At 39.4% G+C, this 17460-nt stretch carries 13 protein-coding genes and 4 tRNA genes; 8 read left to right on the top strand and 9 right to left on the bottom strand.

Annotated features, from left to right (window positions below; translation table 11 throughout):
- Positions 1 to 60 precede the first annotated feature (60 nt).
- The 5 genes from BVC88_RS06605 to BVC88_RS06580 all read left to right on the top strand — a co-directional run bounded on the left by BVC88_RS06605 (position 61) and on the right by BVC88_RS06580 (position 8093).
- Entirely contained in the window at positions 61 to 2289 is a 2229-nt protein-coding gene (locus BVC88_RS06605; RefSeq protein ID WP_075349843.1) for an NADP-dependent isocitrate dehydrogenase, read from the top strand.
- Positions 2290 to 2507: 218 nt separating this feature from the next.
- Positions 2508 to 3236: a LytR/AlgR family response regulator transcription factor gene (locus tag BVC88_RS06600; RefSeq protein WP_075349915.1), complete on the top strand. Its 729-nt coding sequence runs from the start codon at positions 2508 to 2510 to the stop codon at positions 3234 to 3236.
- Positions 3223 to 6210 (top strand): histidine kinase, encoded by a 2988-nt coding sequence (locus tag BVC88_RS06595; RefSeq protein WP_075349842.1) that lies wholly within the window; start codon positions 3223 to 3225, stop codon positions 6208 to 6210. Before BVC88_RS06600 ends, BVC88_RS06595 begins: the two co-directional genes overlap by 14 nt.
- 98 nt (positions 6211 to 6308) lie before the next feature.
- Positions 6309 to 7406 carry a GTPase gene (locus BVC88_RS06590; protein ID WP_075349841.1) on the top strand — a complete coding sequence of 366 codons (1098 nt, stop codon included), beginning with the start codon at positions 6309 to 6311 and terminating at the stop codon, positions 7404 to 7406.
- A 258-nt stretch (positions 7407 to 7664) separates the two neighbouring features.
- Positions 7665 to 8093 carry a hypothetical protein gene (locus tag BVC88_RS06580; protein WP_075349839.1) on the top strand — a complete coding sequence of 143 codons (429 nt, stop codon included), beginning with the start codon at positions 7665 to 7667 and terminating at the stop codon, positions 8091 to 8093.
- A gap of 147 nt (positions 8094 to 8240) precedes the next feature.
- Here the strand turns inward: BVC88_RS06580 and BVC88_RS06575 are convergent, their stop codons facing one another.
- The gene (locus BVC88_RS06575; RefSeq protein WP_075349838.1) at positions 8241 to 9071 is read right to left on the bottom strand and encodes a S1 family peptidase; all 831 of its coding nucleotides are present in this window, start codon (positions 9069 to 9071) and stop codon (positions 8241 to 8243) included.
- 255 nt (positions 9072 to 9326) lie between these two features.
- On the opposite strand from BVC88_RS06575, the gene gap reads away from it, so the two are divergent.
- Both gap and BVC88_RS06565 read left to right on the top strand, forming a co-directional pair.
- Positions 9327 to 10331: a type I glyceraldehyde-3-phosphate dehydrogenase gene (gene gap, locus BVC88_RS06570; RefSeq protein WP_075349837.1), complete on the top strand. Its 1005-nt coding sequence runs from the start codon at positions 9327 to 9329 to the stop codon at positions 10329 to 10331.
- Positions 10332 to 10413: 82 nt separating this feature from the next.
- Positions 10414 to 11034 (top strand): LON peptidase substrate-binding domain-containing protein, encoded by a 621-nt coding sequence (locus BVC88_RS06565; RefSeq protein WP_075349836.1) that lies wholly within the window; start codon positions 10414 to 10416, stop codon positions 11032 to 11034.
- On the opposite strand, the gene BVC88_RS06560 is transcribed toward BVC88_RS06565, so the two are convergent.
- From BVC88_RS06560 to BVC88_RS06540, 5 genes are all read right to left on the bottom strand, one after another.
- Entirely contained in the window at positions 11035 to 13602 is a 2568-nt protein-coding gene (locus BVC88_RS06560; RefSeq protein WP_075349835.1) for a M1 family metallopeptidase, read from the bottom strand. It abuts the gene before it with no gap.
- Between the two features lie 117 nt (positions 13603 to 13719).
- Positions 13720 to 13792, bottom strand: a tRNA-Lys gene (locus BVC88_RS06555).
- Positions 13793 to 13911: 119 nt separating this feature from the next.
- Positions 13912 to 13985, bottom strand: a tRNA-Arg gene (locus BVC88_RS06550).
- 53 nt (positions 13986 to 14038) lie between these two features.
- A tRNA-Pro gene (locus tag BVC88_RS06545) sits at positions 14039 to 14112 on the bottom strand.
- 128 nt (positions 14113 to 14240) lie between these two features.
- A tRNA-Lys gene (locus tag BVC88_RS06540) sits at positions 14241 to 14313 on the bottom strand.
- A gap of 175 nt (positions 14314 to 14488) precedes the next feature.
- Here BVC88_RS06540 and BVC88_RS06535 point away from each other — a divergent pair.
- Positions 14489 to 15178: a tetratricopeptide repeat protein gene (locus BVC88_RS06535; protein ID WP_245803605.1), complete on the top strand. Its 690-nt coding sequence runs from the start codon at positions 14489 to 14491 to the stop codon at positions 15176 to 15178.
- Positions 15179 to 15220: 42 nt separating this feature from the next.
- On the opposite strand, the gene BVC88_RS06530 is transcribed toward BVC88_RS06535, so the two are convergent.
- Genes BVC88_RS06530 through BVC88_RS06520 form a run of 3 tightly spaced genes read right to left on the bottom strand, consistent with a single transcriptional unit; the run spans position 15221 to position 17453 of the window.
- Complete coding sequence (locus BVC88_RS06530) at positions 15221 to 15955, bottom strand: 3-keto-disaccharide hydrolase (protein WP_075349833.1); 735 nt, start codon at positions 15953 to 15955, stop codon at positions 15221 to 15223.
- Between the two features lie 3 nt (positions 15956 to 15958).
- A complete protein-coding gene (locus tag BVC88_RS06525) occupies positions 15959 to 16372 on the bottom strand; it encodes a c-type cytochrome (RefSeq protein WP_317044966.1) in 414 nt (137 codons plus the stop codon).
- 28 nt (positions 16373 to 16400) lie between these two features.
- Positions 16401 to 17453: a sugar phosphate isomerase/epimerase family protein gene (locus BVC88_RS06520; RefSeq protein ID WP_075349831.1), complete on the bottom strand. Its 1053-nt coding sequence runs from the start codon at positions 17451 to 17453 to the stop codon at positions 16401 to 16403.
- Positions 17454 to 17460 lie beyond the last annotated feature (7 nt).

The raw sequence follows: 17460 nt of genomic DNA, 5'->3' as shown, positions 1-17460 counted from the left end.
AAATCTTTCGATACAGTATCCATCGGGTACCTTTTAACTCTTTTTAGATTAGAATAAACAATGAGTAACCAAACTCCAAAAATCCTTTACACGCTGACAGACGAAGCGCCAGCCCTCGCCACGTATTCCCTTTTGCCAATTGTTCAGGCTTTCACCAGCTCCGCAGGAGTACAAGTGGAGACAAGAGACATTTCGCTTTCAGGTAGAATTTTGGCGAATTTTCCAGAATACTTAAAGCCAGAGCAGCAGGTGGCCGACTCCCTCTCTGAATTGGGTGAAATAGCTAAGACTCCTGAAGCCAATATTGTGAAACTCCCTAATATTTCGGCGTCGGTTCCTCAGTTGAAAGCTGCAATAAAAGAACTTCAATCTCAAGGTTTCGCTCTTCCAGACTATCCAGAAGAGCCTAAAACTGATGCTGAAAAAACTGCAAAGTCTAAATATGATAAAATCAAAGGCTCAGCGGTCAACCCGGTTTTGAGAGAGGGAAACTCAGATAGAAGAGCTCCTTTGGCAGTAAAAGCTTACGCGCGAAAGCATCCGCATTCAATGGGGAAATGGGCTTCTGACTCTAAATCACATGTTTCCAGCATGTCCGAAGGAGATTTTTATGGAAGTGAGAAATCCTATTTAGTGCCTAAAGCAACAGCGATTTCGATAGAATTAATAGGGACAGACGGTAAAAGAGAAGTTCTCAAGACGGGGTTAAACCTTTTGGAAAGCGAGATCATTGATGCTTCTACCTTAAGTGTTTCTGCTCTAAAAGCTTTCTTGAAGAAAGCGAAAGCAGAAGCAAAAGCTGAGGGGGTTCTTTTCTCGATCCATTTGAAAGCCACCATGATGAAGGTTTCGGATCCGATTATCTTCGGTCATGCGGTTAAAGTGTTTTTCGAACCAGTCTTTGAAAAGCATGCTGCTGCTCTAGAGTCTGTAGGAGTAGATGTGAATAATGGTTTTGGAGATTTGCTTTCCAGCATTGAGAAATTGCCAGATGAAAAGAAAGCTGAGATCCTAGCTGATATTGATGCTTGCTATGCAGATAGCCCAGATTTGGCGATGGTAAATTCTGATCGTGGAATCACTAATCTTCATGTGCCAAGTGATGTGATTATTGATGCCTCAATGCCTGCGATGATCCGTACTTCAGGTAAAATGTGGAACAAAGAAGGAAAGGCTCAGGATACAAAAGCTGTGATTCCAGATAGAGCTTATGCTGGGGTTTACCAAGCAACGATTGAATTTTGCAAAGCAAATGGAGCATTTGACCCTACGACCATGGGAACTGTGCCAAACGTGGGTCTCATGGCTCAAAAAGCTGAAGAATATGGATCACATGACAAGACTTTTGAAATCCCTTTTGCTGGAAGAGTGGATGTGATTGATTCTGCTGGACAAGTAATTATTTCTCATGAAGTGGAAGCAGGGGATATTTGGAGAATGTGCCAGACCAAGGATGCTCCAATTCAGGATTGGGTGAAACTGGCTGTGACAAGAGCAAGATTATCCAGCACACCGGCGGTATTCTGGTTAGATCCGGAGCGAGCGCACGATGCCGAGTTGATCAAAAAAGTGAATCGATATCTTTTAGATCACGATACCAAAGGATTGGAAATCCATATCATGTCTCCTTTGGAAGCAACAAACTTTTCTTTGGCAAGACTCAAGGCCGGAATGGATACGATCTCAGTGACCGGTAATGTGCTTCGTGATTACCTGACGGATTTATTTCCGATTTTGGAATTGGGCACTTCTGCAAAAATGCTTTCAATCGTCCCGCTTATGAATGGTGGAGGACTGTTTGAAACTGGAGCCGGAGGATCAGCACCTAAGCATGTGGAGCAATTTGTAGAAGAAGGACACCTGAGATGGGATTCGCTTGGTGAATTTTTGGCATTGGCTGTTTCCTTGGAGCATTTGGGACAAACATTCCATAACGATAAGGCACTCCTTCTCTCAGAGACTTTGGATGCAGCTACTGGAAAGTGGCTGGAAAATGATAAATCTCCAGCTCGAGTAGTGGGCAAGTTAGATAATAGAGGAAGCCACTTCTACCTTGCATTATACTGGGCAGAGGCACTTGCGGCTCAATCTAAAGACATGGAGTTGAAATCCCGTTTTGCACCATTGGCAAAAATGCTAAAGGATAATGAGGATCAAATAGTCAATGAATTGAATGGCTCACAAGGCAAGCCAGTCGACATCGGAGGATATTATAAGCCTGACAGCAACTTAACCTCAGTAGCTATGAGGCCAAGTAAAACCTTGAATGAAACGCTAGCGAGTCTATAAAGATTAAAGCCCTGAAGAAATTCAGGGCTTTTTTTTAGAATCAGATTGTTTGAAAATGTTTCTCGAGGGTTTAATCGAATCTATTATTTGCAGAGTTTGGAAGTGCTCTATTGAAAAATACTTTTTCACTTAAACTCAAATTCTCGACACTAATACATTGACAATAATTTTTTAAGTGATATTTTTCAATTTAACTTTTAGGGACAATGTCTAAAACCATGATAAAGGCGATTCTTGTTGATGATGAAAAACACGCATTGGAATCTTTGGAAATTCTTCTGGAGATGAATTTTCCTGGCAAATTTGAAATCCTGGCTAAGTGTAGTTCGGTGGATCAAGCTTTGCCAGCTATTCAAAAACATGAGCCAGAGTTGGTGTTTCTGGATATTCAGATGCCACAAAAAAACGGTTTTTCTCTTCTTGAAAGTTTCCCGTTTCGGGATTTTGAAGTGATTTTCACCACTGCTCATAAAGAACATGGGATAGACGCAATCAAAATTGAAGCTTTTGACTACTTACTCAAACCCATTGATGTTGTCGAATTGAATAAATCCATTTCCCGATATATCAATAAAATAAAAAGCCAGAAAGACCCTTTACGGTTATTGGAAAAGCAACTCAAAAAAAATCAAGTGATCGTACTCAAATCTCATGAAATCGATGAATATGTTGATTTGAATGACATTCTATATCTTGAAGCAAATGGAAACTACACCAATTTTTACTTAGAAGGCGGAGTAAAAAAGATGGTTTCCAAATCTCTGGGGATTTATGAGGACAGATTAAAATCCAGCGATCGATTCGTAAGAATCCATGATTCGATTTTGGCTAATTGTACCAAATTTGATTACTATGATAAAAAAGAAGGGTTTATGTTTCTCAAAAATGGAGATAAAATTTCCGTTTCAGTCAGAAAGAGTGCTAATCTGAAAGATGGGTTTTATTAAAAAGCTTACACTTTGTTTTTTTCTGCTTGAATGCCTGTGTGTCCAAGTTTTTTCCCAGCAGGTACCTTCTTATAACTTTACCACTGCTGACGGATTACCCAACAATGTGATCAGAGCACTGTTGGTAGACTCCAGGGGAATTTTATGGATAGGTACAGAAAACGGAGTTTCTAAATTTGAAAATGGAAGTTTTCAAAACTTTTACGGAGAAGATGGACTTGGCTTTAATAGTTGTTGGGCCATTGAAGAAGATCAAGAAGGGAATCTTTGGTTTGGGAGTTATGGGGGTGGTATTTCTGTTTTTGACGGGAAAATATTTCATGTGTTCACCCAAGAAGATGGTCTTACAGACAACAGAATCAGACGGTTTTATTCCTTCGGGGACAAAATGCTTATCGGCACAGAAGATGGAGTGAGCATTGCCGATGTAGCCACATTTAAAATCACGCCTATTTCCTCCAGTATAAGGGAAAATGACCTGAATTACACCACAGGATTTTTTGAAAATGAAAACCGCTTGTTTTTTACAACCTACAGAAGCGGAAGCTATGAATTGGATTTGAACGGAAGTACACCAACGATTTCCAAAATCAATGATTGGCTTCCCATCTATTCAGTTTTTCAAAAACAAAATGATCTTTTTTTAGCGGATAAAGGGTCTATTAAAAAGATTGACCTTTCTGATTTCCTTGTAGGAAAATCTCCTAAAGATAGCCTGGGTCAGTCCATAGTCTGGCAAAAATTGGAAGGACTAAAAAATGAAAGCTATTTACTTGCCGCAAGTACATTTTCAAAAGACGGCGGAGTGTTTTTACTTCAAGACGGACACTTGGAAAATCTAAATCAATGGTTTGGAGTTGAATCAAAATTCATTCTGGCAGGAGCAGTCGATAAAAAAAGAAAATTACTCTTCTTGGGATCTCAAGATAAGGGGCTGTATCAGATTCGGTTGGATAATGCAATTGTCTATGAAGCATTAGATGGCGCCGAAGTCAAAGGTATTGCTGGCAATCAACAGCACATGGCTTTTATAAGTAATAAGGGGCTAGATATTCGAGAATCATTAGGAAATAGGACTATCGTTACCGCTGCGAGCTTTAAACAAAAGCAAGCAGAGTATTATAGCATTTTCCCCAAAAAAATCCCTAAACACCTAGATGGTTTTTTTGAATTGGATCCTTCAATTCCTGCTGAGGAAATTGAATTTTATGAATTGCACCAAAAAGGGAATTCATGGTGGACTAATTCCAATATTGGAATATTTGAATTGAGTCTTCAGGGAAAGATCATGACCTATCTTCCGGTTCACGCCTACAGTATTGGTTTTACACCAGATGGGAAACTTTTAGAGACCAACCCTTATGCTGGCGTAAGGATATATTCAGATCCTTCAAATTTTGAATACACTTATTATGAGCCAGAGCTTCCAAGCACTCCGTTACAGATTGCAAAAGTCATAGAGACAGAAAACCGAACGTATCTGGCATCAGTATTTCATGGACTTTATCATTATGCCGGCGATGCTTTCCTTTCCTATAAAAAGGAAGGGACTTGGGAAGAACCAAAGTTTAAAACCCTCCATAACTTAGGGAATGGGCAGTTATTAGCAGGGACAGAATTTGGGGATTTGTATCAAATTCGCGTAGAACCTACGTTTGAAATCCTAAGAAAATGGCCTAAAGAAGGGCTTCATGGTACTTCGATCCTGTTTATTGAGTCCTTTCAGGATGTGATTTTTGTCGGCACTGAATTAGGCTTACATATTTTACAAGGGGATGAAATTCGGTTTTGGCCAGAAAAGGGAGGGGGATTCAATCGAATTTATAGAACAGCAAAGCGGATTGGAGAAAAGTTATATATCGGACTGGACAAAGGATTTTATGTACTGGACCTTCCTGATTTGATTGCTAAAGAATATCCACCTGTCCAACTCTCCATCACTGAACTCAAGGTAAATGGGAAGAAAACCAATACGGCTGACTTTCGATGGTTTGTCTATCAAGGTGAAGGCTTGGATTTAAGTTCACAAGAAAACTCCTTATCCATTCGATTTCAGCCAAAAGATAATTTCAGCGAAGGAAAACTTCTCTACCGCTACCGGCTTAAACCAGAGGCGGAATGGACTGAGTATAGCGATGAAACGTTGATAGAGCTGACGTATTTGCCTCCTGGGAATTATACGCTAGAGGTGGAAACCCAAGACCTTTTTTCCGGGAAGCTATCCAACTCTGCTTTACTGCCATTTTCTATTTCAAAGCCCTACTACTTGCAAGGTTGGTTTATGTTTTTGACTGGGATTCTTCTGGGAGTTCTGTTTTTGCTGGTCTACAAAGTCAGAATGAGTCAGGTAAAAAGTGAATCTATGCTGAAACAACGGCTTGCAGAAATTAAGTTGGAAGCCTTGCAATCCCAGATGAACCCTCATTTCATCTTCAATGCGATCAATAGCATTCAATATTATATCTTAAAAAAAGATACGCCCCAGGCACTGGAATTCTTGGGCAAATTCAGCAAGCTTATTCGAAGCACCTTAGACCAAAGTAGCAAAGCCCAAGTCACCTTAGAGGAGGAAATCGCGTACCTGAAAAGCTACATAGCCGTAGAAAATATCCGAATGGATAATCGCGTGAAGTGGGAAATCAAGGGTAGCGCTTTGAATCAGAAACAGGACTTGCTTATTCCACCGATGATCATTCAGCCCTTGGTGGAGAATGTATTCAACCACGCCTTTGCAGTAGATCACCCAAGCCCAGAGCTCATGATATGTTATGAACTGCTAACCGAAAATCAATTGCTATGTATCGTCAAAGATAACGGTACCGGAATGCAGCAAGTGAACAAAACTCATGAATCCAAAGGGATCAAAATGATCCGGGAAAAACTGAGTTTACTTCCGGGCTACACCTCCGAAAGCATCCAGGTAGATGCCAACAATCAAGGTTACGAAGTAAGGGTAAAGATTTTTTGTGGCTAGAAAGTAACAGTTATGTAGGATTTTGGGGCGGTTGTGAATTGTAGAATTTGCTTTTTCAAAAAATAGAAACCTTAAGCTTAATAAACTTTAAATGAGCTATGGAAGAATCTAATGAATTAGGGGAATATCTGAGAGGGTTAGTTGAAAAAGGTCAAAATTATAAAAACACTAAAGTAAGTGGAGCTTTGATTGGACAAAGTGGAACAGGGAAATCTAGTTTGATTAATGCTATCATAGGAGAAAATATATGCGATACTGGAACCATTGAAACTACTATTGAAAAAAGTGGTCCTTTTTCCAAAAACGGTGTGTCTTTTTATGATTTGCCAGGATGCGGAACCACAAAATTTCCTAAAGAGGAATATGTTGAGAAAATGGAATTGGCTTCTTTTGATTTTTTAATCCTTGTTACTGCAAATAGGTTTTATGAAAATGATTTGTTTTTAATTAAAGAGGTTAAAAAGTTAAACAAGCCCATTTTCATAGTTAGGACTAAGATTGACCAGTCAGTAGATGATGGAAAGCATAATACCCCTAAAAAATCCGAACAAGAGACATTGAGTGAATGTCTATATGACTTGGAACAATACTTAACTAACCTAAAACATTTTGGTATTTATTTAATATCCTCAAGACAACCACTAAACTTTGACTTGGGTAAATTAATCAATGAAATTTCTCTAAATCTAACAGCATTAAAAAGGGATAAATTCATAGCAGAGGCATTTATTGCAAATGAGGAAATTTTAATGAAAAAAAGGGCAATAGCAAAAAAACTTGTAATGTGGATTTCTGCTGGAGCTGGTCTTAATGGGTTAAACCCAATTCCTGGGGTTGACATTGCGGCTGATATAGCAATTCTTATGAAAATAAATAAGGAGATTATGAAGATTTATGGTTTTGATGGTGAGTCTATTTTATTTTTGGAGAATCACGGGGTAAAAGCAAGTGTTTTGTCTGGTATGAAAATCTTTGCCCAGAGATTCCTCAGTAAAGAATTGGTACTAATTGCACTAAAGAAGTATGCACCTCAGATAACTATTAAACAAATCGGTAAATACATTCCAATAGTCGGTCAAATTACTGCAGTTGCCGCTGCATTTACATTGACCGTTTACTTTGGGAATAATATGATAGATGAATGTGAAGCTAAAGCAAAGAGCGTATTGGATGACCTCACAAATTCTGAAGTTTAGACCATTATGCCCACCTCACTCTGCGAATACTGCGGAACCAAATTTACTTCCGTCGCAAATTTGACTGCTTCTCCCTGTTTTAGACATCCTTTGGGATCGAACAAAGGGAAGCACAAACTGTACGAAGGTTCAGAGAAGTCAAGTTATTCTTGCAAGTATTGCGGGACCAGCAATAATAGTTTGGCAAGTCTCACCTCAATGCCTTGCTTCCGTCATCCATCAGGCTCAAACAAAGGAAAGCATTCACCAGCTTTATAAATGATGTCCAGACCCTATCATCGAGGAGAAATCAATAAGGCTTTTGAAAAAGTAAAGGCAGAACTTCATGCTGAAGCCCTACGAAAAGGAAGCGGAAGAGCTTTCTATCTCGACACTTATACAGGCGAGCAGTTATGGGGAGGTGATCCGTATGACTATGATCATATCTTTCCTTCAGAACTGATTCACTCCAAATTCAAAGATCAGTTCAATGATCAAGAAATTGCTGAGATTGTCAATATCCCTGAGAACATTGCCGTGACACTTCGAAGTATCAATCAGTCCAAGGGAAAGAAAAATCCGGAAGTCTGGATTCAGGAAGAGCGTCAGACTCGAAATGAATCTATCAAAATCGATTTGGTGGAAAAAGCTATCCAGCTTGCTAAGCAAGCCATCGAAAAGAAAAAAGAGCTGTTAAAGAGAAAGTAATCAGCTATTTAGGATTTGATAGCACTTATCTATCAATATCCCATGTTTCATTATCTATGGTTATTATAGGCTATTGTTTCAGATAACCTCTTCAGGTGTTAAGTACTTTTTTGGCGGGTCTTTTATGGGGTGATAAGAGATCCGCTTTTATCCCTCCTCAAAAGCAACATTGTGCTGTCTCAAAAACTCCTTAATCACGGAGACGTGTATGCATTCGCCTAAATGGATAAACGCGTAATCATTTACTTTTTTTGCTTTACCATGAGCGATAATTGCTTTTTCTTCAATATCAAACCCTAGATGTAAATGCTTTGTCCTGCTTTGCATTCCAAAGATTTTACCTTCCGAATCAAACAAAGGGCCACCACTTTGCCCTCGGAGCCCAGGTGTACTGAGTTCCATCCCATATACTTTTCCCGAATTGTCCCCTAAAAAACGAGTGAGCATTCCTTCAATGGGAAATCTTGGCGACCGGGCATTTCCCTCTTTGGTCCAAACAAGCGTTTGTGAGTTTTGATCCAATCCAAAATTGCTGAATTCCGGAAATGGAAACCCAAGACGGCACAGCATTGCCCCAGGCTGAATAGCACTTTCATCTTTTTGAAAAATCGGGGTATTTGGAAAAAGTATTTTATCGAAACCTTCAAACTTGATTAAGGCTAAATCATAAATTGGGTGGAGGTGAAATTTGAGATTGCTGATTTTGTCAACGCAATCGACAAATGTGATCCGCATCTCACTGGTTTGATCTGCATGAAGACCAAGTTTCTTTGCCAAGGCATGCCGCTTTCCTGCTCCCAGTTCTTTTGCTTGACTGATCCATTGGGCAACATGCTTGCAGGTCAGCGCATATCCTTCTCGATTGACAAAGAAAAGTGTTGCTGATCCTTTTTGAACCTGGGGCGATCCGAAATTTCTTGAAATAGAATGGATCGCCCGAGTGAATTTAGCGATATCTTGAATTGCTTTCACGAACATTAAAAATCTCTGTTTTTTAAATCATTAAATTAAGAATTCTAATTTTAGTATGAGTTTTTATAGAACTCCTACAATTATTTTTCTTCGAAATCGATTGAATTTCCTTTGGAATAGAGTCGTTTAAGTTAAGCATTGGAATAGTTTGGGCTAGCCAAAAAATTGTAATAACTTAGCCATTCATCAGGAATTTTTAGCCAAAAGTGGCTATTCTGTTAGAGTTTTTAGAATCAAACCTATACGTTAATCAATAATAAAATGAGCAAAATTAAAGTTGGAATCAACGGATTCGGAAGAATCGGTCGTCTGGCATTCAGAGTGGCCCAAGAAAGAAGTGATATTCAAGTCGTAGGAATCAATGACTTGATCGATGTAGACTACATGGCTTACATGTTGAAGTATGACTCGACTCACGGGCAATTCAAAGGCACTGTCGAGGTAAAAGATGGTAATCTTATTGTAAACGGAGATACGATCCGAGTTACCGCAGAAAAAAGCCCAGCTAACTTGAAATGGGGTGAAATCGGAGCTGATTATGTGATCGAATCTACAGGGATTTTCTTGACCAAAGAAACTGCTCAGGGCCATATCGATGCCGGTGCTAAAAAAGTGATCATGTCTGCACCTTCCAAGGATGATACTCCAATGTTTGTCATGGGTGTAAATGAGGGTTCATATACTCCGGATATGGTATTTGTATCAAACGCTTCATGTACTACTAACTGCCTTGCGCCGATTGCCAAAGTATTGAATGATAACTGGGGAATCGAAGAGGGTTTGATGACTACAGTTCACGCTACAACAGCTACTCAAAAAACCGTTGACGGTCCTTCTGCGAAAGACTGGAGAGGTGGAAGAGGTGCTGGACAAAATATCATCCCATCGTCTACTGGAGCTGCAAAAGCTGTAGGAAAAGTAATTCCTGAGTTGAATGGAAAGCTTACCGGGATGGCATTCAGAGTTCCTACTCCTGACGTATCTGTAGTAGATTTGACAGTTAGGTTAAAGAACCCTGCAACATACGCTGAGGTTTGTGCGAAGATGAAAGAAGTGTCCGAGACTACAATGAAAGGTGTTTTGGGATATACTGAAGACGATGTGGTTTCCACAGATTTCTTGGGCGATCCTAGAACATCAATTTTTGATGCCGGTGCTGGGATTCAGCTTTCTGATAAGTTCTTGAAAGTAGTGTCTTGGTATGATAACGAGTGGGGTTATTCCAATAAAGTAGTTGATTTATTGACCTACATCGCAAGCAAATAATTTTAAAGCCGGTTTTTTTAACCGGCTTTTTTTTTGAAAACCAAAATTAGCCGGCATCAGTTAATAAATCTAAAAACCAAAAATGTACGTCCCCTTTTTTCCTCTTAAGCTTGTTGCCTTTCCTGATGAAGAGTTAAACCTTCATATTTTTGAGCCTAGGTATAGACAACTTATTGCTGATATTGAGATCGAAGGTGGCGTCTTTGGTGTTTGTACTTTTTTGGATAAAATTTCCGGTTTTGGGACTTTGGTAAGGCTTGATCAAGTTTATAAGCGATATGAAGACGGGAGGCTAGATGTCAAAACTGTTGGAATCCAGCCTTTTCGTATTAAATCATTTGACAATCCATCCCCAGGAAAAGAGTATGCTGGCGGTGAGATTGAGTTTCTGCCTAATGACCCTACGGTAGATTCTTTTTTAAATCAAGAGTATATTTTTTATTTGAAGGAGATGCTCTTCTTGTTAAAGTATGACGTTGAAGTAGACCCTAAATCTGTAAATTCATATACTTTTTCCCATAAAATAGGGCTTAGTCTCGAAGAGGAACTGGAATTGCTGAAAATGGTCTCTGAAGCAGAGCGCACAAGATTTTTGGTAAATCATTTTAAACGGATTATCCCAGCGGTTAAGGCTGCAGAGCAGGCTAAAGAAAAGATTAGCCAAAACGGACATTTTAAACACTTGGATCCATTGAACTTCTAATCAATTCTCAATTCCTGAAATTCTTTGTACTCGCATGAGATCATCCGTGCCTTGTAAAATTTTGTTTTTTAGAATTGGATTAAAATTTGGATTATCTCTTAGAAAATTGGTTACCTCATCAGCTGCTTCTTTTGAAGTGTATTGGCCGACAGTCGAGGTTATCCATCTTTTTGGGAAGAATATATCCCCTGTCTTCTGGATCTCATCTAAAAGAGCCAATGAAAGTGGCACATGTTTTACGCTTTCTGCCTGATGTAATGGATGATGTATATACTCACAAGCATCCAAAACCCAAGATTCTTTTTCGCGGTTTGCAGCTTCTTTAAATGATTCAAATAATCGGTCTCGATCTTCCACATTTTGTGAAAGGGCAGGTCTCAAGAAGTCGAATCGATCCAATTTATCTGGATTAGAAATTCTTGATCTTTCCTTATCTAGAATTTCTTCCGATTGGGTATGTCCATAAAGCGCCAAATTCATCGCCAAAGCGGTAAAGTTGTCGGGGTTTAACTTCAAATTTTCGATTTCTAGATTTTTATTCCAAACACTGTAGAGATTGGTTTTACCGGATTCTGAGTAGGCAATTCTACTATAAAGAGAAAATAAGCTTTTCTTAATATTTGTTGGTAAATCAGCCTGGAGTAAATCCCAGATCTGATTTTCAAAATCTGATAGAATAGCTTCTCTATTTTCTTTGGGAAGAAAAGTCCAAAATAGACTGCTGGCCTCTGATGCTAGAAGTCTAATCAGAATTTCATTTTTTTCGGTATTGATCCCTTTTCTAATAATTTCTAAAGCGATTTCTGCCGGCACATTACCCAAAAGTGTGTTTTCATAGAGATTTATAAAGCTATGTGCTCTCATTACTTCGTTTTCGAGATTCGGGTAGTTCTCTAAAGAAGTCAAATCAATCGGGAAAACCCCATATCCTAGACCATTGCTGTTGTATAAGATCGCTTCTGGTTTTTCCAATCCGATAGCTTCATCAATAGTCAGTTTCTGGTTTTCAATAGCGATTGGAATGTTTTTAAGGTGATCAGAATAGACTAAAGTAATGTCGAATAATTGGGGCCAAATTTTCTTGGACCCATCTTCTGCTTTTTGTGAAATCGAAAACTCAGCGATATTTCCATTCTTGTCGATTGAAATATGCTCAGAAAATAAAGGACGACTTGATTGATTTACCCAGACATCGCTCCACTTTTGTAGATCAATGGATGTTTCTTCGTCCAAAATCTCCACAAGGTTATTCCAGTTGGCGTTTCCATTTGCATACTTCCTTATATATGTTTGAATCCCTTTTTGGAATGCCTTTTCTCCCATAGCTGTCTCCAGCTGTCTCATCATGATAGGGGCTTTGTTATAAATAATACTTCCATAAAGTGATCCGGCATCTTTTAGATTGGGTAGATTTTGCCTGATCGGGTTTGTTCCTGCTGTTCTGTCTTCCCCATAAGCTGACGGATAGTTGGAAGTTAAAAAGGCTAGGTCATGATTGATTTCAGGGTAATTAGGGTTTACAATTTTTCCTGCCATAAACCCTGCAAAGACTTCTTTCATCCAGACGTCATTGAACCATTCAATTGAAACCAAGTCTCCAAACCACATGTGTGCAGTCTCATGTCCAATCAATTTTGCGCGGCTTAGAAGCTCCGAATCTGTAGCATTGCTATCCAAAAATAAAGCTGACTCTCTATACTGAATAGCTCCCACATGTTCCATTCCTCCATATTGGAAAATAGGAATTGTCGCAAAATCTAATTTCTGAAAGGGAAAAGAATACCCTGTATAGTTCTCTAAAAAGTCTACTGATTTACGGTGTAGAACAAATACTTCGGGAATACTTGCTTCAATCTTTTCTGGATTTGTCTCCCTGTAAAGCATTTTTTGAGGGAAGATTTCTTCGGAGCGTGCTGTTTTAAAATCTCCTGCCACAAATGAAAAAAGGTAGGAACTCATGAGATCAGATTTCTTAAACTCGTGTTTAGTGAAATCCCCTTCCTCGATTGTGACTAACTCAGGGCCTCCTGCCAAAACTTCCCAACCTTTCGGAGCAGTGATGCTTAATGTGTAATTCGCTTTCAAATCAGGTTGATCAAAACAAGGAAATAAAGTGCTTGCCCGGTCAGGAACCAAAAGTGTATATAGAAAGTCATCATTTCTATTTAAAGATAGATCACCTGCAATAAATTCTATTTCGAGTTGATTAGAACCTGATTTCAAATGATTTTTATCTATAATGATGTGTTCCTTTTCATGTCTGACTAGTGTGGATTCCCCATTTACAAGAATTGATTTGATGTTTTCTGATTTTTCATTGAAATCCAAAATGAGTGGATGGTCAATATTTGAAATAGTTAACTCTAGTTTCAAAAGAGAATTTATTCTATCCTCTTTTTTCTTCGGGATAGAAAAGTCCAGGATGTAATGGATATCTGAAATTTGTTGCTTTCTGAATTTTGCAAGTTCCAAAGAAATCCCTGGATCGTAAAAATGATTGTCAGATATAGGGGGAGAGCAAGAAGCTATAACGAGGATGATAGAGAGCAGGGTAATCAGATTTTTCATGCATCAACAATCCACATTAATTCATGAATTAACAAATGAAAATCCGTAAACGATTATTGCCGAGTTTTGATATGCCTAAAAATAAGAAAAGCAGTCCAATTTTGGACTGCTTTCTTGTGATCCCTCTGGGGCTCGAACCCAGGACCCATACATTAAAAGTGTATTGCTCTACCAGCTGAGCTAAGGAATCGGTAAATGATAATAAAATAAAAAGCGGAACGTAATTCCGCTTCGGTAATAAAGTGATCCTGTCAGGACTCGTCCCGATAGTTATCGTGGACTGAAACCTACAATTAGATCTTATCTAAGTGATCCTGTCAGGACTCGAACCTGAAACCTACTGCTTAGAAGGCAGTTGCTCTATCCGGTTGAGCTACAGGACCTGGATAAAAGAAGATCGAGCTATTTCAAAACTTCGATCAACATTAATATAAAGTCGGGGTGGCAGGATTCGAACCTACGACCTCCACATCCCAAATGTGGCGCGATACCGGGCTACGCTACACCCCGAAACTTTTTTTTAACTCCGTGCAAGTTAATATTTTCTGTGATCCCTCTGGGGCTTCCCGATATGGTCTCGCTTCGCTTCGACTGCATCGGGACAGGCTTCTCGCCTTTAACCTTTGGTGTTTCACTTGTGATCCCTCTGGGGCTCGAACCCAGGACCCATACATTAAAAGTGTATTGCTCTACCAGCTGAGCTAAGGAATCATATTTATTTCTGACTTAAATTTTCAGAAACTTTAACCTCTCAAGGAGGGTTAAAAACCTTTCAATTTGACTCCCTAGGCTTGCTTTTTGCCAGATCATTGTCGTTATTGGACTGCAAAAATAAGCGACTAGAATCTAAATGCCAAACCTGAATTCAATCTTTCTTACAAAACTTTTGATATTTTTTGCTTTTCTTCTGCAAGGCATTAATTGTCAAGCAGATGTAAATGATCTAAAAATAGCAGATTCCTTATTTAGTCAAAGAAGTTATAAAGAAGCAATGGAGATTTATAGAGCCAACTATGAAGAGGGCTTGTATTCTACTTCAATGTTACTCAAAATGGCCTTTATTGAAGAGGGAATAGGGGATAATGAGCAGGCTACACTGTACCTGAGTAAGTATTATGACCTTGCTCCAAATCCGCAGGTAATTACCAAAATCAAAAGCCTTACCGGGCAAAATTCCTTGGTAGGCTATGAAGTGTCAGACGTCCAGCGATTTCTGATTTTTTTAACAGAATACAAAGAATATATCGTAGGTCTTTTGACGGTTTTTCTCCTAATGTCAGTTTTTTCGAATTGGTGGACCGGGCGAAAAGTTGAAAAGAAAGAGACCTATTGGCCTACTGTGCTGCTTATAGTTTCTATTTTCCTGGCAAATAATTTTCTGGAAAGCCCGAGAACTGGTCTGATAACTTCCAGTCCAACTATTATTGTTTCAAAGCCTACAGCAGGCGGGGAGTTCGTAGAATTGGTTGAGCCAGGTCATCGAGTAAGGATCAAGTCCAGCAAGGATAACTGGTATGAAATAGAATGGAAAGAGAAGCCTGCTTACATTAAAAAGGACAAAGTGACTAGATTATAAAAAAAGGCCTCGAAATTTTCGAGGCCTTTCTGTTTGTTAGTTTTAAAGTTTTTTAAGTACGATGTTTCGGTAGTATACCAGATCACCGTGATCCTGAAGAGCAATTTTGCCCTTTTTGAATTTTCCAAAACCGGGCATGTCTTTAAACTTGCTACCTGCGATTAACGCTTCCCATTCTGGAGTCCACATTGTCGTGCTTACGATTGTGGTTCCATTCAATACAAGTTCAAGTTTACCATGATCAGCAATGATTTCAGCTTGATTCCACTCTCCATAAGGTTTTACAGTCTCCTCACTGCTCACAATTAGATCATATAAATCACCTGCTCTATGGCTGATGATTTTGGCGTCTGGGTGTCCTTCATTGTCAAGGACCTGCATTTCAGGACCAGTTTGCCAAGGATATTGGTATTCTGGTGATTCGTTGATGAAGAATATTACTCCACTGTTTCCGTTTTGAGCGATTTTCCATTCATACTTTAAATGGAAATTCTCAAATTCTTCATCTGTCACTATATCTCCGCCGTCTCCGGTTTGCCAACCGTCTTTATTAACAGCATCAAGATATATTGCGCCATCTTCTATTTTCCAAGCTTTACCGACTTCCCCTCCTCCGTATTTATGCCAGCCTGTGAAAGATTGACCGTCGAACAAATCAATCCATTCCTCAGCAGGAGCAACCTCAGTCACGGTTTCCTCTGATTCAACTGTTTTTTCTCCAGAGCAAGATACCAGCAAAGATGCTAGTGCTGCTGCAGCTAGATATTTTTTATTCATGACTTATTTTTTAAGAAGTAGTACATATCGAATCATGTCTTTTGCGTCTTCCTCACTTAATGAAAGGTGCGGAGGCATAGGAATTTCACCCCAAACGCCTACGCCGCCGTTGATTACTTTTTGGGCGAGCATGTTGACATTCTCTTCCGTACTCTCATATTTCGCTGCAACTTCAGCATAGGATGGACCTACTATCTTTCGTTCTACCATGTGGCAAGACAAGCAATCAGATGCTTTTATTTTCTCAATACCTTTGATATAAATAGGATCATCCTGATATTTTTCTTCAAGGGTCATTTCCTTTGCTGGCGCGGCTGGTGTTGCTTCTGCAGTTGTCTCAGCCGTTTTTTCTCCTCCTCCGCAGGCAAAAGTCATTCCGACCAATGCCATCATTCCCATTCCTAATAATCTGTTCATTTTCATTTGTTCTGTATTTGTTTAATTTTTATATGCCTAATATTTTTTTATTAAATGCTTCATCAGCGCCCATTCCAGCAAAATCATCAAATGCCTTTTCGGTTACCCTTATAATATGCGCGTCAATAAATGGAGCTCCTTCTGCAGCTCCTTGTTCTGGATGCTTAATTGCACATTCCCACTCCAACACAGCCCAGCCATCATAATTGTATTGGGAAAGTTTGCTAAAAATACCACCAAAATCAACTTGTCCATCTCCCAATGATCTAAATCTTCCTGCTCGCTCTACCCAACCTTGGTAACCTCCATAGACTCCTTGCTTCCCAGTTGGGTTGAATTCTGCATCTTTTACGTGGAACATCTTAATTCGATCATGATAGAAATCAATGAACTGTAAATAATCCAAACACTGTAGGACAAAGTGACTTGGGTCATAAAGGATGTTTGCTCGCTTATGACCATTTACTTTTTCCAAGAACATCTCAAAAGTTATCCCGTCATGTAAATCTTCCCCTGGATGCAGTTCATAGCATACGTCCACACCATAAGAATCGAACTCATTCAAAATTGGGAGCCATCGCTTTGCCAATTCGGTAAAACCTGTATCAACCAATCCTGCAGGTCGCTGCGGCCATGGATAGACGGTATGCCACATTAATGCACCTGAGAAAGTAGCATGAGCATTTAAGCCTAAATTGCTGGAAGCTTTCGCTGCATATTTTAACTGTTGGGTAGCCCACTCGGATTTACCTTTGAGGTCTCCTTTAAGATTTGCTGGAGCAAAGCCATCGAAAAGCTCATTATATGCTGGATGTACTGCTACTAATTGCCCCTGCAGGTGAGTAGAAAGTTCGGTGATCTGCATTCCTGATTCTGCAACAATGCCGGCGATCTCGTCAGCATAGGTTTTACTCTCTGCAGCTTTTTGGAGATCGATCATTCTTGGATCCCAAGAAGGGATCTGAACGCCTTTATAGCCAAGATCGGCCATATAGGTGCAAATATTTTTTAGGCTGTTGAAAGGTGCCGCATCATCCGCAAACTGTGCCAGGAAAATAGCTGGGCCTTTGATAGTTTTCATTTTTGAT

This window comes from Algoriphagus marinus (assembly GCF_001936475.1).
GTDB classification, from domain to species: Bacteria; Bacteroidota; Bacteroidia; order Cytophagales; family Cyclobacteriaceae; genus Algoriphagus; species Algoriphagus marinus.
Note: the sequence above shows the minus strand (reverse complement) of the source record. Positions and strands in the feature narration are given on the sequence as shown.

Bases quoted from the DNA above. Each gene is read 5' to 3' on its own strand.
- BVC88_RS06595 (WP_075349842.1), top strand. From the start codon at position 3,223: ATGGGTTTTATTAAAAAGCTTACACTTTGTTTTTTTCTGCTTGAATGC.
- BVC88_RS06565 (WP_075349836.1), top strand. From the start codon at position 10,414: ATGTACGTCCCCTTTTTTCCTCTTAAGCTTGTTGCCTTTCCTGATGAA.
- gap (WP_075349837.1), top strand. From the start codon at position 9,327: ATGAGCAAAATTAAAGTTGGAATCAACGGATTCGGAAGAATCGGTCGT.
- BVC88_RS06605 (WP_075349843.1), top strand. From the start codon at position 61: ATGAGTAACCAAACTCCAAAAATCCTTTACACGCTGACAGACGAAGCG.
- BVC88_RS06520 (WP_075349831.1), bottom strand. From the start codon at position 17,453: ATGAAAACTATCAAAGGCCCAGCTATTTTCCTGGCACAGTTTGCGGAT.
- BVC88_RS06560 (WP_075349835.1), bottom strand. From the start codon at position 13,602: ATGAAAAATCTGATTACCCTGCTCTCTATCATCCTCGTTATAGCTTCT.
- BVC88_RS06525 (WP_317044966.1), bottom strand. From the start codon at position 16,372: ATGAACAGATTATTAGGAATGGGAATGATGGCATTGGTCGGAATGACT.
- BVC88_RS06575 (WP_075349838.1), bottom strand. From the start codon at position 9,071: ATGTTCGTGAAAGCAATTCAAGATATCGCTAAATTCACTCGGGCGATC.
- BVC88_RS06530 (WP_075349833.1), bottom strand. From the start codon at position 15,955: ATGAATAAAAAATATCTAGCTGCAGCAGCACTAGCATCTTTGCTGGTA.
- BVC88_RS06580 (WP_075349839.1), top strand. From the start codon at position 7,665: ATGATGTCCAGACCCTATCATCGAGGAGAAATCAATAAGGCTTTTGAA.
- BVC88_RS06590 (WP_075349841.1), top strand. From the start codon at position 6,309: ATGGAAGAATCTAATGAATTAGGGGAATATCTGAGAGGGTTAGTTGAA.
- BVC88_RS06600 (WP_075349915.1), top strand. From the start codon at position 2,508: ATGATAAAGGCGATTCTTGTTGATGATGAAAAACACGCATTGGAATCT.